Annotated in this window: 13 protein-coding genes and 3 tRNA genes; 11 read left to right on the top strand and 5 right to left on the bottom strand. The window is 73.0% G+C overall.

All coding sequences use genetic code 11. The annotated features are described in order from the left end of the window. Window positions 1–176 precede the first annotated feature (176 nt). The 5 genes from NWP10_RS01160 (at window position 177) to NWP10_RS01140 (ending at window position 4,439) form a co-directional block, all read left to right on the top strand. On the top strand, window positions 177–1,517 hold the full coding sequence (locus tag NWP10_RS01160) for an Nramp family divalent metal transporter (protein WP_258299587.1): 1,341 nt from the start codon (window positions 177–179) through the stop codon (window positions 1,515–1,517). 61 nt (window positions 1,518–1,578) lie between these two features. Beyond that, the gene (locus NWP10_RS01155) at window positions 1,579–1,920 is read left to right on the top strand and encodes a thiamine-binding protein (protein WP_248194039.1); all 342 of its coding nucleotides are present in this window, start codon (window positions 1,579–1,581) and stop codon (window positions 1,918–1,920) included. Between the two features lie 7 nt (window positions 1,921–1,927). Further along, complete coding sequence (locus tag NWP10_RS01150; RefSeq protein ID WP_258299586.1) at window positions 1,928–2,428, top strand: GNAT family N-acetyltransferase; 501 nt, start codon at window positions 1,928–1,930, stop codon at window positions 2,426–2,428. 78 nt (window positions 2,429–2,506) lie between these two features. Further along, window positions 2,507–3,412: a spermidine synthase gene (locus NWP10_RS01145; protein ID WP_258299585.1), complete on the top strand. Its 906-nt coding sequence runs from the start codon at window positions 2,507–2,509 to the stop codon at window positions 3,410–3,412. 61 nt (window positions 3,413–3,473) lie between these two features. Then, window positions 3,474–4,439, top strand: coding sequence for a universal stress protein (locus NWP10_RS01140; protein WP_026106840.1), 966 nt, complete (start codon window positions 3,474–3,476; stop codon window positions 4,437–4,439). Between the two features lie 77 nt (window positions 4,440–4,516). Here NWP10_RS01140 and NWP10_RS01135 read toward each other — a convergent pair whose 3' ends face one another. Beyond that, window positions 4,517–4,912, bottom strand: coding sequence for a metallopeptidase family protein (locus tag NWP10_RS01135; protein ID WP_258299584.1), 396 nt, complete (start codon window positions 4,910–4,912; stop codon window positions 4,517–4,519). Window positions 4,913–5,029: 117 nt separating this feature from the next. On the opposite strand from NWP10_RS01135, the gene NWP10_RS01130 reads away from it, so the two are divergent. The 4 genes from NWP10_RS01130 (at window position 5,030) to NWP10_RS01115 (ending at window position 6,233) form a co-directional block, all read left to right on the top strand. Then, window positions 5,030–5,102, top strand: a tRNA-Glu gene (locus tag NWP10_RS01130). Between the two features lie 117 nt (window positions 5,103–5,219). After that, window positions 5,220–5,293 (top strand) — tRNA-Asp (locus NWP10_RS01125). A 72-nt stretch (window positions 5,294–5,365) separates the two neighbouring features. Next, window positions 5,366–5,441 (top strand) — tRNA-Phe (locus NWP10_RS01120). Between the two features lie 156 nt (window positions 5,442–5,597). After that, window positions 5,598–6,233 carry a cysteine hydrolase family protein gene (locus tag NWP10_RS01115; RefSeq protein ID WP_258299583.1) on the top strand — a complete coding sequence of 212 codons (636 nt, stop codon included), beginning with the start codon at window positions 5,598–5,600 and terminating at the stop codon, window positions 6,231–6,233. A gap of 94 nt (window positions 6,234–6,327) precedes the next feature. Here NWP10_RS01115 and NWP10_RS01110 read toward each other — a convergent pair whose 3' ends face one another. Then, window positions 6,328–6,594 carry a hypothetical protein gene (locus NWP10_RS01110; RefSeq protein WP_258299582.1) on the bottom strand — a complete coding sequence of 89 codons (267 nt, stop codon included), beginning with the start codon at window positions 6,592–6,594 and terminating at the stop codon, window positions 6,328–6,330. 218 nt (window positions 6,595–6,812) lie between these two features. Here NWP10_RS01110 and NWP10_RS01105 point away from each other — a divergent pair, with 218 nt between their 5' ends. Continuing rightward, entirely contained in the window at window positions 6,813–8,693 is a 1,881-nt protein-coding gene (locus NWP10_RS01105; RefSeq protein WP_258299581.1) for a BCCT family transporter, read from the top strand. An 84-nt stretch (window positions 8,694–8,777) separates the two neighbouring features. Here the strand turns inward: NWP10_RS01105 and NWP10_RS01100 are convergent, their stop codons facing one another. After that, window positions 8,778–10,244 carry an amino acid permease gene (locus NWP10_RS01100; protein WP_258299580.1) on the bottom strand — a complete coding sequence of 489 codons (1,467 nt, stop codon included), beginning with the start codon at window positions 10,242–10,244 and terminating at the stop codon, window positions 8,778–8,780. Between the two features lie 206 nt (window positions 10,245–10,450). Continuing rightward, window positions 10,451–12,274: a glycoside hydrolase family 13 protein gene (locus NWP10_RS01095; RefSeq protein WP_258299579.1), complete on the bottom strand. Its 1,824-nt coding sequence runs from the start codon at window positions 12,272–12,274 to the stop codon at window positions 10,451–10,453. 104 nt (window positions 12,275–12,378) lie between these two features. On the opposite strand from NWP10_RS01095, the gene NWP10_RS01090 reads away from it, so the two are divergent. Next, a complete protein-coding gene (locus NWP10_RS01090; RefSeq protein ID WP_258299578.1) occupies window positions 12,379–12,957 on the top strand; it encodes a nitroreductase family protein in 579 nt (192 codons plus the stop codon). Window positions 12,958–12,966: 9 nt separating this feature from the next. Here the strand turns inward: NWP10_RS01090 and NWP10_RS01085 are convergent, their stop codons facing one another. Next, window positions 12,967–13,869: a hypothetical protein gene (locus tag NWP10_RS01085; RefSeq protein ID WP_258299577.1), complete on the bottom strand. Its 903-nt coding sequence runs from the start codon at window positions 13,867–13,869 to the stop codon at window positions 12,967–12,969.

Below are 13,869 nucleotides of genomic sequence, written 5' to 3'. Positions count from 1 at the left end.
GTGTGGGAAACGGGAGCCCCCGCACCGTCATGGGTGACGCGTGTCTCGCTCCCACGTGATAGGAGTGACATCACTCGCACCCCCGCCCCGGCATCCCCGGACGCGGTGCACGCCGCCGGCCGCGCGCCGTCGTCGTCCTCCGTGGCCACCGGGCGCCCGACCGATGAGGAACCCCCATGGCCCACACAGCAGACCGCGGTCACCCCGTGCACAACCCGGACATCGTCGGGTTCACGGAGGCCGAGCTGAACGAGACCCCGATCAAGCCCCGCTGGAACTCCCTCGGCCCCGGCATCGTCGCCGCCGCCACCGGCGTGGGCGCCGCCGACCTGGTGGCCACCCTCACCGCCGGCTCCCGCTACGGCTACATGCTGCTGTGGGCCGTGGTCCTCGGCGTGATCTTCAAGATCGTTCTCGTGGAGGGCGTGGGCCGCTGGTACCTGTCCACCGGCAAGACGATCTTCCAGGGCTGGCGCCAGCTCGGCTCCTGGACCAGCTGGTACTTCGGCCCCTACATCCTGATCTGGGGCTTCGTGTACGGCGCGACGGCGATGAGCTCTACCGCCATCCCGCTCGCGGCGCTCTTCCCGGCCGTGGACGCCAAGGTGTTCGCGATCGCGGCCGGCCTGATCGGCCTGGCCTTGGTGTGGCTGAACAAGTACGGCCTGATCGAGAAGCTGATGACGGCGCTGATCGGCGTCATGTTCGTCACCGTGCTGATCTCCGCGGCGCTGACCGCCCCGAACGTGGGCGAGATCCTCTCCGGCCTGGTCCCGCGCATCCCCTCGGGCGACCCGCAGGTCATGTTCTACGTGCTCGGCCTCGCCGGCGGCGTGGGCGGCACCATCACCCTCGGCGCGTACGCCTACTGGCTGCGTGAGAAGGGCTGGAACGCCCCGAAGTACATGAAGGTGATGAAGTTCGACAACGCGACGTCGTATGTCCTCACCGGCATCTTCGTGATCGCCACCATGATCATGGGCGTCGAGCTGCTGCACTCGGCCGGCCTGGCCATCTCCTCGGGCGACAAGGGCCTGCTCGACGTCGGCAACGTCCTCGCCGAGCGCTACGGCCAGGTGTGGTCCTACGTCTTCCTGATCGGCTTCTTCGCCGCGTCCTTCTCCTCGCTGCTGGGCGTGTGGCACGGCGTGTCCCTGATGTTCGCCGACTTCTGGACGAACTTCCGCCGCCCGGCCGACGAGCTGGACCAGGACGATGCCCCCTCGCTCGCCTCCAAGCCGGCGCGCTTCTACCTGCTGTGGCTGACCATCCTGCCGATGTCCCTGCTGTTCCTGGACCGCCCGATCTTCCTGATCCTGCTCTACGGCACGCTCGGCGCCCTGTTCATGCCGTTCCTGGCCGTGACGCTGCTGTTCCTGAACAACCGCAAGGACGTGCCGGTCCAGCACCGCAACGGCTGGATCCGCAACATCCTGCTCGGCCTGACCGCCGCCGTGTTCGTGGCGATCGGCGTGAACGAGCTCATCAAGGCGCTGCAGCCGGTGCTGGGCGGCTGACGCCGGGGACGGGGCGCGGCGCGGGTGTCCCGGACGACGACGGCGCGGCACACTGGTGCGCATGATCGTCGCCTTCTCCGTCGCCCCGTCCGGCACGCCCGCCGACGCCGCCCACCAGCCCGGGGACGAGGACTCCGCCTCCGTCCACCGGGCGGTGGCGGCCGCCGTCGCCGTGGTCCGGGAGTCCGGCCTGCCCCACCGCACGTCCTCGATGTTCACCGAGATCGAGGGGGACTGGGACGAGGTGATGGACGTGGTGCGGGGTGCGGTGGACGCCGTGGCCCCGTACGGCTCCCGCGTCTCGCTCGTGCTCAAGGCGGACATCCGCCCGGGCCACACCGGCGAGCTGGTCGGCAAGCTCGCCCGGCTCGAGGCGGCCCTCGCCTCCGACGACGTCTCCTGACCCCGCCGTGGCCGTCGTGGTCCGCCCCGCGCGTCGTGAGGACGCCGAGGCCCTGCTGCGCGTGAAGGCGCAGTCCTGGCGCGAGGCCTACGGCGCGCACCTGCCGGCCGAGGTCTTCGACCGGGCGGACGCCCGCGTGCCCCAGGACGCGCCCGCGTGGGCCGCGCTGGTCGGCTCGGACCGGGACCTGTGGGTCGCCGAGGACGACGACGGCGGCCGGCTCGTCGGCGTCGCCCTCGCCGGGCCGTCGCGCATCGAGGACGAGGGCCTTCCCCCGCGGGAGCTGATGGTCCTGTACGTCCTGGCCGAGGCCTACGGCACGGGCGTGGGAGCGCGACTGCTGGACGCCGTCGTCGGGGACGGGCCCGCGATGCTGGACGTGCTCGCGGAGAATCCGCGGGCGCGGGCCTTCTACGCCAAGCACGGCTTCGAGGACCACGGTGCGCCCGCACCCATGGACGGCGCGTGGGCGGGGCTCCATGCGCAGCGGATGGTGCGCCGGGGCTGAGGCTCCCGTCTCCCGCACGAAAGCATCCGGGAAGGCTCCCGTTTCCCGCACGGAAGGGCGCTGGGGGAGAATCAGGCCGTGATCACCCCCGGCGTCTTCGCCATCAGCTCCGGCACCGCCGAGATCCTGCCCGACCCCTGGACGGACGGCGTCTACCTGCTCAAGGTCAACGGCGTGGAGTCCTCCCAGCTCAACCCGGACCGCGCCGAGACCCTCGGCTTCGAGTACATGCGCTGGGCCGCGGCGGTCCTCGCGCACCGCTTCGCCCCGGACGCCGAGCGCCTGCGCGTGCTGCACCTCGGCGGCGCCGGCTGCACGTTCGCCCGCTGGGTCACGCACACGTGGCCGCAGGCGCACCAGCTCGCCGTCGAGCTCGACGCCGGCCTCGCCGAGCTCGCCCGCACGCACTTCGACCTGCCCCGCGCCCCGCAGCTGAAGATCCGCGTGGGCGAGGCCGGGCAGGTCCTGGCCGGCCTGCGCGAGGCCACCCGCGAGGTCGTGTTCCGGGACGTGTTCGCCCCCGCGGACCCGCTCTCCCTCGCCCCGGACTCCCCGCACGTCACCCCCGCGCACCTCACGGGCGCCGACGCCGCCGCCCACGCCGCCCACGTCCTCGTGCCCGGCGGCGTGTACGTGCTGAACATCGGCGGCGGCCCGGACCTGGCCTCGGTGCGCCGCGAGGTCGCCGCCCTGCGCACCGCCTTCGCCCACGTGGAGGTCATGGCAGACCCGGCCATGCTCAAGGGCCGCCGCCGCGGCAACGTGATCGCCGCGGCCTCCTCGGCCCCGCTGGCGGCGGAGGAGCTCGGCGGCCGCGCCGCCCTCGCCCGCGCCCTGCGCTCGGACGCGCTGCCGGCCCAGCTGGTCGACGACGTCGCCCGCTTCGCCGGCGGCCTCGCCCCGGACCCCACGCCCCTCGTGCAGGCCTCCGACGGCACCTCCGAGGGCGCCTCGAACCAGGCCTCCCAGGGCCCCGCGCAGTAGACTGGCGGCATCGACCCGGCCCGCCCGGGGCCGCGTCGAGACCGACTCGAGGAGGTCCGCCATGTCCGCCCAGACTCAGCCCGCCGCCCCCCGTGAGGACGCGCCGCTCGGCGTCCTGGTGGGCGTGGACGGCTCCGAGCAGTCCGTCTCCGCCGCCCGCTGGGCCCAGCGCGAGGCCGGCCTGCGCGGCGAGCCGCTGACCCTCGTCACCGCCTACTCGATCCCCGCCTACTGGGGCTACGGCGCGGACGCCGGCGGCACCGTGCTGGACGATTCCCGCCTGCGCGAGGGCGTGCAGGTCCTCCTGGACGAGGTGGCCGCCAAGCTCGACGCCGAGGGCGTGCGGCCGGAGCTGCGCGTGGAGGTCGGCGACGCGGCCGGCGTGCTCGTGGACCTCTCGAAGGCCGCCTCGCTGCTGGTCTCCGGCGGCCGCGGCCGCGGCGGGTTCATCGGCCGGCTGCTCGGTTCCGTGGCCTCCGCCCTGCCCGGTCACGCGCATTGCCCGGTGGCCATCATCCCCGCCGGCGTCGAGGCCAGCCGTGCCGCCGACGGCGCCGCCGTGGTCGCGGGCGTGGACGGCTCCGAGCAGGGCCGCGCCGCCGCCCTCGTGGCCGCGGAGGAGGCCCGCATCCGCCAGGCCCCGCTGAAGCTGGTGTGCGCGCTGCCCCCGGTGGGCGCCAACGCCGCATGGCTGGGCGTGACCCTGGACGAAGCCGCCCGCGAGCAGGAGCTGCGCGAGCGCCTGGACGCCGGCGCCGCGTGGATCGCCTCCGAGTTCCCCGGCCTGGAGGTCGTCACGGAGCTCGTGGACGGCACCCCCGTGGACGTCATGCGCGAGCAGACCGCGACGGCGCGCCTCACCGTGGTGGGCACGCGCGGCCTGGGCGGGTTCACGGGCGCGCTCGTGGGCTCCACCAGCCGCGGCGTCACGGACCACGCGAAGGGCCCCGTGATGGTCGTGCCCTTCCGCAAGGACGCCCGCCTGGACACCCGGACGAAGTTCGGTCCGGTCGCCGACCAGGACTGACCTCACCCGACGACGACGGCGGGCGGCACGCGAGGCCGTCCGCCGTCGTCGTGCCCGCGGTCAGGCGCGGGCGCCGCTCAGCCCCAGCCGAGCTCGTGCAGGCGCTCCTCGTCGATCCCGAAGAAGTGCCCCACCTCGTGCATCACGGTCACGGTGATCTCGTGCTCCAGCTCGGCGCGGGAGGTGCAGTGGCGGGTGAGCGGGCCGCGGAACACCACGATCCGGTCCGGCATCTGCCACGGCATCTCGGCGCGCTCGGTCAGCGGGACGCCCTCGTAGAGGCCGAACAGCTCGGTGTCCGGGTTCTCCCAGCGCTGGGGCTCGTACTCGTCCTCCACCACCACGACGACGTTCGTCAGCAGGCGCGCCAGCTCGTCCGGGATGCGGGTGAGGGCGGCGGAGACGGCGTCGTCGAACTCCTGCTCGCTCATCCAGGCGGAGGCGGGGGTCCCGGGGGAGGGCGGGTGGCTCACGGGGGCTCCTGACGGCGGGGCACGACGACGGCGGGCGGCCCCGGGGAGGAACTTGCCCGTGGGCGTGCGGCCACCATAGACTCCCAGGGTCCACCTCGGGAATCTCGAACCGGACCTGCCCCTATCGTCTAGAGGCCTAGGACACCGCCCTTTCACGGCGGCGACACGGGTTCGAATCCCGTTGGGGGTACGCAGAACGGCCGCCCTCGGCGGCCGGAGTGCAGAGCGGCGAAGCCGGTTTGCACGAGGCGCGGAAGCTCTGGTAGAGTCTCCACTCGTTGCGAAAGCAGCGAGAACAACAGAACAAGGCCCTGTAGCGCAGTTGGTTAGCGCGCCGCCCTGTCACGGCGGAGGTCGCGGGTTCAAGTCCCGTCAGGGTCGCTCGGATCATCCGATCACCGGCATTCGGAAACGGAGTCCGGTGATGCATGATCCTGGTGACGAAGGTCGCCGGGCTCTGTAGCTCAGTTGGTAGAGCGTACGACTGAAAATCGTAAGGTCACCGGATCGACGCCGGTCGGAGCCACCACTTCGAGAAGGCCCCCCGCAGACGCGGGGGGCCTTCGTCGTGCCCGGGGTGGCTCGGTCGTGCCGGGGGCCTGCTCGGCTCCGGGCGATGCACGGTTGACGCGGCTCCGGGCGATGCACGGCTGACAGGGCGCGAGGCGGCGCCCAGACTGGGACAATGCCCGACTCCGCACCCGCCCCCGAGCCGATAGCCGAAGAGCGCCCTTCCGTCGGCGAGACCGCCCTCGTGGTGGTCGACATGCAGTACTCCTACTTCGAGCATCCCGACCTGGCCGCCCGTCAGGCGGAGCTCACGGAGGCCGTCGTCGAGCTGGTGCGGACCGCCGTGGAGGCGGGCCGGCCCGTGGTGCTGGTGCGCACGGAGCACGAGCGGGACCGCTCCACGTGGACCCTGAACATGTTCGAGGACGGTGAGGGCTTCGCGTTCCCCGGCACGCGCCAGGCGGCCGTGCTGGACGAGGTGGCGCGCGCGGCCCGCGGCGCCGTGGAGGTGGTGAAGACCCGCGACTCGGCGTTCCACCGCACCGACCTGGACGCGCAGCTGCGGCGGTGCGGCGTGGGCCGGCTGCTGCTCTGCGGCGTCTCCACCCACAGCTGCGTGTTCCAGACCGCCACGGACGCCTTCGCCCGCGACTTCCACGCTGCCACGGCGGTGGACGCGATCGCCTCGGAGGACCCGCGGCTCTCGGCCGCGATGCTCGAGTTCCTGCGCGACGAGATGCGCCAGCCGCTCCTGGGGCGGGAGGACGCGCTCGCCCTGCTGCGCACGGGCCGCATGCCGGACCAGGGCTGAGGGGCGAGCGCGCGGTGCGCCGGGCACGGGCGAGACCGCGCCCGGCCGGCCGGCCGGCCGTCAGAGGATCCTGGCCGTCAGGGCATCTCAGGCGTCAGAGGATCTCGACGTCGCCCTCGTCCGCGCGCGTGCGGTCCTCGGCGTCCTGCTCGATGTGCATGGCCGCCGACTCCGCGTTGCGCAGGGAGTCCTCGGCGCGGCCGTCGCCCGCCCAGTGCTGCGGGTCGTCGGAGCTGCCGCGCACCGGCTGGCCGTCTCGGCCGTCCTGGGGCCCCGGATCCGTGGCGGAGTCCGGCTCCGCCAGCAGGTCCTCCTGCAGCTCGCGCTGGTCGATGCCGTCCTCGTACGGGGTGCTGGTCATGGTGGCGTCCCTTCGTGGTCTTCTCCGCCCCGGGCGGGGCGGGCGCCCCCTCGCGTGTGCGGGGGAGCGGGGTGCCCCCACGGTAGTGACGCGCCCCCGGCCGCGGCCAGGAATGCGGGCCGGACAGGGTGAGGCCCCTCACGGGACGGGGTGAGTCCCTCCATGCCTGCCGGGGCCCCGGGCCCCCTCTATCAGACACGCCCCGTAGTGTGTTGAGAATGAGCGAGTCGATCCCGCCCTCCCATCCGTCCGCCCCGCCCGGCCCCGCCGGCGCGCATCCCGCCGCCCCCGCCGCGGGCGCCGCCGACGCCCGTGAGGCGAGCGGCGCCGTCGCCCCGGCCTCCTCGGACGCCGCGACCCGCGCCCGCGTCCTGCTGCCGTGGGTGTTCTGGCCCTCCGCGGTCATCGTGCTCTCCTTCGTGGTGGCCACGCTGCTCGCCCCCGAGCAGATGACCGTGGGCATCGGCCTGGTCCAGCAGGCCATCATCACGAACTTCTCGTGGTGGTACGCCCTCGTCGCCCTGTTCTTCGTGCTGTTCTGCGGCTACCTCGCGTTCTCCCGGAAGGGGCAGATCACGCTCGGCAAGCCCGATGAGAAGCCCGAGTTCTCCACGCTGTCCTGGTTCTCCCTGCTCTTCGCGGCGGGCATGGGCATCGGCCTCGTGTTCTTCGGCATGACCGAGCCGCTCATGCACTTCACCTCGCCGCGGCCCGACGTGGCGGCCGCCAACCCCACCCAGGCGGAGGCCGCCCAGTCGGCGCTGGCCACCACGTTCCTGCACTGGGGCCTGCAGCCCTGGGCGATCTACGCGGTGGTGGGCGTGGCGGTCGCGCTGGCCATCCACCGGCGTGGCCGTCCCCTCGCGCTGCGCTGGGCCTTCGAGCCGCTGATCGGCGAGCGCCGCGTGCGCGGCGGCTGGGGCCACCTGATCGACAACATCGCCCTCATCGGCACCGTCTTCGGCGTGGCCACCTCGCTGGGCCTCGGCGTCACCCAGATGTCCGCGGGCCTGCGCGCGCTGGGCATCGTGCCCGAGGACAGCCCCTGGCTCGAGTACGCCATGATCGGCGCGGTCACCTGCGTGGTGCTCTACACCGTGGTCTCCGGCGTCGAGCGCGGCATGAAGTGGCTGTCCAACACCAACCTGATCCTGGCCGCCGGCCTGCTGCTGTTCATCGCGATCGTGGGACCCACCGCGTTCCTGTTCAAGGAGATGGTGCAGTCCCTCGGCTCCTACATGCAGTACTTCTTCGCGAACTCGCTCAACGTCTCCGCGTTCTACGATGCCGACGGCGACGCATGGCAGGCCGGCTGGAGCGCGTACTACTGGGGCTGGTGGATGTCCTGGACGCCGTTCGTCGGCATCTTCATCGCCCGCATCTCCCGCGGTCGCACCGTGCGCGAGTTCCTCGCCGGCGTGCTGCTGGTGCCCACCATGGTGGGCGTGGTCTGGTTCGGCATCCTGGGCGGCACCGCGATCTTCCTCGAGACCACCCGCCCGGCCGGGTACACCTCCGTGGTGGGCGCGGACGGCGCCATCGACTCGAACACCGCACTGTTCCAGGTGCTCGAGCAGCTGCCCGCGGGGGTGTTCCTCGTGGTCGGCGCCATCATCCTCTCGGGCATCTTCTTCATCACCTCCGCCGACTCGGGCTCGCTCGTGATGGGCATGCTCGCCACCGGCGGCGACGTGAACCCGAAGGCCGCGGTGAAGATCTTCTTCGCCATCGCCACCTCCCTCATGGCCGCGGCCCTGCTGGCCGCCGGCGGCCTGTCCGCGATCCAGGTCCTGGCCATCACGATCGGCCTGCCGTTCTCCGTGCTGATGCTGCTGATCTGCCTGGCCACGTTCCGCTCGCTCGGCTACTCCGTGGCGCGGGTGGAGGCGGTGCGCCGCCAGGCCATGCTGGCCTCCATCAAGGACCGCCTGGGCCTCGAGTCCGACGACGACGAGGTGGTCGACGCCGGCCCCGTGGCGGCCTCGCAGTGGTGGGCCTCGCTCAGCCGGGACCACCAGCAGCGGATCGCCGATGCGGCCGCCGGCGTCCCGGCCTCGGACGGGCCGCGCCGCACCCGGCTGCGCCGCTACGAGCACTGACGTCCGGCCCCCTGGGTGCACTCCCGGCCCGGACGAGAACGGCCCCTGTCCCGCGCGGGACAGGGGCCGTTCTCGTCCGGGGGGTCAGTCCTCGTGGGACTGGCGGGTGCGGACCACCGGCAGGGTGCCGGTGCGGTTGTGGGCCGCGGCCGACGCGCGGGTGCCCGTGACGAACCAGGCGAGGGTCAGGACGGCGACCCACACGAGACCGATGATGAGCGCCTGGCGCGAATCCGGGATGGTGGCCATGGTGATCACCACGGTGGCCACGAACGCCAGGCCCAGGTAGGTGCCGACGTCACCCAGCGGCATGGGGAAGGGGGACGGCTCCGCGCCCTGCTCCGCGACGCGCCTGCGCATGGCGCGGTGGGACAGGAAGATCATGGCCCAGGTCAGCACCACGGCGAACGAGGCGACGCCGGCCACCAGGCTGAAGGCGTTCGGGTCCACGGTGATCAGCACCGCGCCGAGCACCATCACGCCCAGCATCACGGCCACGGACAGCCACGGCACGCCGCCGCGGTTGGTGTGGGTGAAGGCTCGGGGTGCCTGGCCGTCGTGGGCCATCGAGTAGAGCAGACGACCGGACGCGTAGATGCAGGCGTTGATCGCGGAGACGGCGGCCGTGAGCACCACGAAGTTCAGCAGGTGCGGGGCGAAGGGGACGCCGAGGCCCTCGAAGATCTGCACGAACGGGCTGGCCTTGCCGTCCACCTGGTTCCAGGGGATGAGGGCCATGATGACCGCCATCGTCAGCACGTAGAACAACAGGATGCGGATCGGCACCGTGTTGATGGCCTTGGGCAGCACCTTCTCCGGGTTCTTGGCCTCGCCCGCGGCCACACCGAGGGTCTCGATGCCGCCGAAGGAGAAGGTCACGATGGTGAGCGCGGTCAGCACGCCCAGGATGCCGTGCGGCAGGAATCCGCCGTGGTCCACGAGGTTCGCCAGGCTGGCCTGGGTGCCGTCCGCGGTGGAGGCGCCGGTGAAGAGCAGGATCACGCCGCCGAAGATCATCGCCATGATGGCCCCGACCTTCACGAGCGTCAGCCAGAACTCGGCCTCACCGAAGTTGCCGACGTGCGTGAAGTTGATCAGGCCGACCACGAGGATCGTCGCCGCGACCCAGGCCCAGGCCGGGACCCCCGGGAACCAGAACGCCATGTACTTGGTGATGGCGGCGGTGTCCGCGACGATCACCACGGCCAGCTCGAAGACGAAGGTCCAGCCGGTCACATAGCCGGCGAAGGGGCCGAGGTAGCGGGAGGCGTAGGCGGCGAAGGAGCCGGAGACGGGCTCACGGAGCGTCATCTCGCCGAGGGCGCGCATCACGAGGAACACGGCGGCGCCGGCGATGAGGAAGGACAGGATCACGCCCGGCCCGGCGGCCTGGATGCCGCCGGCCGAGCCGTAGAAGAGGCCGGTGCCCACCGCCGTGCCCAGGGCGATGAACATGATGTGCCGCTGGCTCAGGCCGCGGTGCAGCTGCCCGCGGTCCACGGTGGCCGCGCCGGGCTCGGCGACGCGGGAGCCGGAGGGGGAGGTGCTCACGTGAAGTCTCCGCTCGAAGGGGGTGGATCAGGACACGCCATGGTGACTCGAGACACAGGGTTCATGCCACTTTGTTCGGTGTGATGCAAGTCATCGTGGACGTTACGACGCGTTCGTCCGGCCGGGCCGGATGATGTGACTTCAGCCACCGCCGATTCCTCGCGGAAGGTCTGTGGCGCCCCGGCGGGTCCCGGAGCGCCTCCGGCTCAGTCCATGAGCAGCCACGCGGCGGCGTCGTGCGCGAGCCGCCCGTCCTGGACGGCCTCCGCCTCCTCGAGGGAGAACAGGGCCCGGGAATGGCCCGTGGGCAGATCGACGGGATCGGTCGACAGGTTCGCCATCACGAGCACGGTGCGCGCCGGGATCGGCTTGCCCGAGCCCAGGTGCCGGCCGCCGCCCGAGGTGACCGTGAACGCCAGCACGCCGCGTGCGGGGTCGTGGTGCTCGGACCAGGCGAACGTGCCCGTGCCCAGGTCGAGCTCGCCGCGGATCTGCAGCAGACGCCGGTACAGCTCGAACACGGAGCCCTCGACGCCGACCTGCCGGTCCGCCGCCAGCGCCCGGAAGGACGCGGGCTGGGGCAGCCACGGTGCGGCGACGCCCTCGGCGGCGGACGCGGGGCCGTCGTCGTCCGCGGGGGTCGAGAAGCCGTAGGACGGCTCGTCCGCGGCCCACGGCAGAGGGATGCGGCAGCCGTCGCGGCCGGGCTCCTTGCCGTCCGTGCGGAAGAAGTACGGGTCCTGGCGGTGCTCGGCGGCCAGGGTGGTGTGCTCGGGGAGTCCCAGCTCGTCGCCCTGGTAGATGTACGCGGAGCCGGGCAGGCCCAGCTCCACCATCGCGGCGGCGCGGGCCCGACGGCGACCGACCGCCTCGTCCGGCTGCTCGTCCTCGGCCGTGATGCCGGCGGGGTAGGAGCTCGGGTCCGCGAGGCCGTAGCGGGAGGCGTGGCGCACCGTGTCGTGGTTCGAGAGCACCCAGGTGTTCGGGGCGCCGACCCGATCGGCCTGTTCGAAGGACCGGTCGATCGCGTGGGTCAGCGACACGGCGTCCCAGCCCGCCATGAGGTAGGTGAAGTTGAAGGTCTGGTGCATCTCGCCGGGGCGGACGTACCGGAACATGCGCGAGAGCGGGGCCACCCACGCCTCGGCCACCATCATCGGCTCGTGGCCGTAGGAGTCCAGGACCCGCCGCCAGTCCCGGTAGACCTCGTGGACGCGGTCCTGGTCCATGAACGGGGTGAGCGGCTCGAAGGTGTCCGGGTCGAACGTGGGGTCGGCGTCCTCGCCCGCGTCCGTGACCATGCCCATGCGGGAGTGCTCGGTGTCCGGGTAGCCGGGCTGCTTGATGAGCCCGTGGGCCACGTCCACCCGGAAGCCGTCCACGCCGCGGTCCAGCCAGAACCGCAGGATGGAGCGGAACTCCTCGCGCACCTCCTCGTTCTCCCAGTTCAGGTCCGGCTGCGTGGTGTCGAACAGGTGCAGGTACCACTGGCCCGGGGTGCCGTCCGCCTCGGTCACACGGGTCCAGGCCCCGCCGCCGAACGTGGACTCCCAGTTGTTGGGGGGCAGCTCGCCGTGCTCGCCGCGGCCCTCGGCGAAGTGGTAGCGGGCGCGCTCGGGGGAACCGGGGCCGGCGGCCAGGGCGGCCTGGAACCACGCGTGCTCGGACGAGGTGTGGTTCGGCACGAGGTCCACGACCACGCGGATGCCGGCCTCGTGCGCGGCGGCGATCATCTCGTCCGCGTCCGCGAGCGTGCCGAACCGCGGGTCCACGGCGCGGTAGTCCGCGACGTCGTAGCCGGCGTCGTGCTGCGGGGAGAGGTAGAAGGGCGAGAGCCAGATCGCGTCCACGCCGAGCTGGGCCAGGTAGTCGAGGCGCGAGGTCACGCCGCGCAGGTCGCCCATGCCGTCCCCGTCCGCGTCCGCGAAGGAGCGTGGGTACACCTGGTAGATCACGGCGTCCACCCACCAAGGTGTGACGGGCCGGTTCCGGGCTTCCGAGGGCGGGGTGCTCAGGCGGTGCGTGGTCATGGGATCCACCCTAGGCCCGACGCCGGAGCGCGCGCCCCGCGTGGGCGGCGCCGGCGGCGTGGTGTGCATCTCGGGCGTCCGGCGCGGTCGGCCACAATGGCCGGATGAGGCACTTCGAGGATCCCGTCCTGCAGGCCATGGCCTCGCGCCGCTCCGTGTCCCAGGTGGGCCCGTCCACCCCCACGGACGAGGAGCTCGCGGGTCTGCTCGCGGCCGTCACCCCCGTGGCCGACCACAAGGCGCTGCGCCCCTGGCGGCTCATCCTGCTGCGCGGTGAGGACCGCCGTCGCCTCGGCGAGGCCCTCGACGCGGCCGCCGGCACCGAGCGGGAGCGGGGCGAGGTCAACCCCAAGCCGTACCGGGCGGAGCTGCTGATCGCCGTCGTCGCCTCGCACCGGCCCCACCCCGGCGTGCCGGGCTGGGAACAGGACGCCACCGCCGCGGGCGCCGCGCACCTGCTCGAACTCGCGCTGTGGCAGGCCGGCTGGGGCGTGATGTGGCGCTCCGGCCTGTACACGGACGCCCCCGCCGTGCGCGCGGCCCACGGGCTCGGCGACCACGAGCGGCTGCTGGGCTGGCTCTACGTGGGGGACGTGGACCCGGCCTTCCGGGCCCGTCTCGAGGCCTCGAAGAAACCCGCCCTGGACCCGGCCCCGTTCCTGGGCCGCATGCCGCAGGGCTGAGCGGCCGGCTCAGTTCGCGCGGGCCAGCATCCCGACGGCGGCCCAGCGGCGGTTCAGCCGTTCCTGCGCGACGCCGGCGGTCGCCTCGTCGCCCTCCTCGAGGGCGTCGATGAGCGTCCACAGGTCGAAGACGGAGTCGTCCGGCCACACATGCCGCGTGAGGCCGCCGTAGTCCAGCTCGACCCACGAGTCGGGGTGGAACGCGCCGAGCCACTCCACCATCACCGTGAGCTCGCCGATCAGCTCCGCGTCCGGGGCGTGCCGCGCGAGCACCGCCGCCGCGTGCCCGGCCCGCTCCCGGGCGGCCACGATCGGGGCGCGCCGGTACGCCGTGCGCTCGCCGTCCACGAGGCGCTGCACGGGCTCCTCGGGGTCGAACACCGTGAGCCAGCCGTGCGGCACACCCCACGTGGCCGTGCGCGTCTGCACGCGGTGGTGCTCCGACGCGCCGTCCTCGTCCTGCGGGTCCTCGCCCGCCGCGTCCGGGTCGGGGGAGAGGCCCCATTCCTCCTCGAGCGCCACGAGCGCGCGGCCGCGGTTCATGGCGCGTGCCGCCGGCGGGATGGCGGCCTCGTGCAGCCGCGGCAGCATGGTCTCCTCGAGCATGGCCGCGGCCATCTCGGCCCGCAGGCCCCGCTCGTCCGGGCAGTAGAACGCGGAACGGTGCTCGTCCTGCAGGACCCGCACCAGGTCGTCCTCGCCGGGCTCCGGGAACGGGTCGGCCACGGGCCGGGCCAGGCGACGCCGGGCCCGTTCGGCCGCCTCGGCCTCGACCTCGGCACGGGTGCGGTGGCCGCCGGCGATCAGTCGCGCCTGGACTGCGTCCGGGAACGCGGCCAGCGGCTGGAAGACGCGCAGGTGCGCGGTGCCGCGCGCGACACCCGGGGGCGGGCCGTCGTCGTCGTGGGTCAT

Origin of the sequence: Micrococcus sp. HG099, assembly GCF_024723355.1 — a bacterium.
GTDB lineage: Bacteria > Actinomycetota > Actinomycetes > Actinomycetales > Micrococcaceae > Micrococcus > Micrococcus endophyticus.
This window is presented reverse-complemented; position numbering and strand designations above follow the sequence as displayed.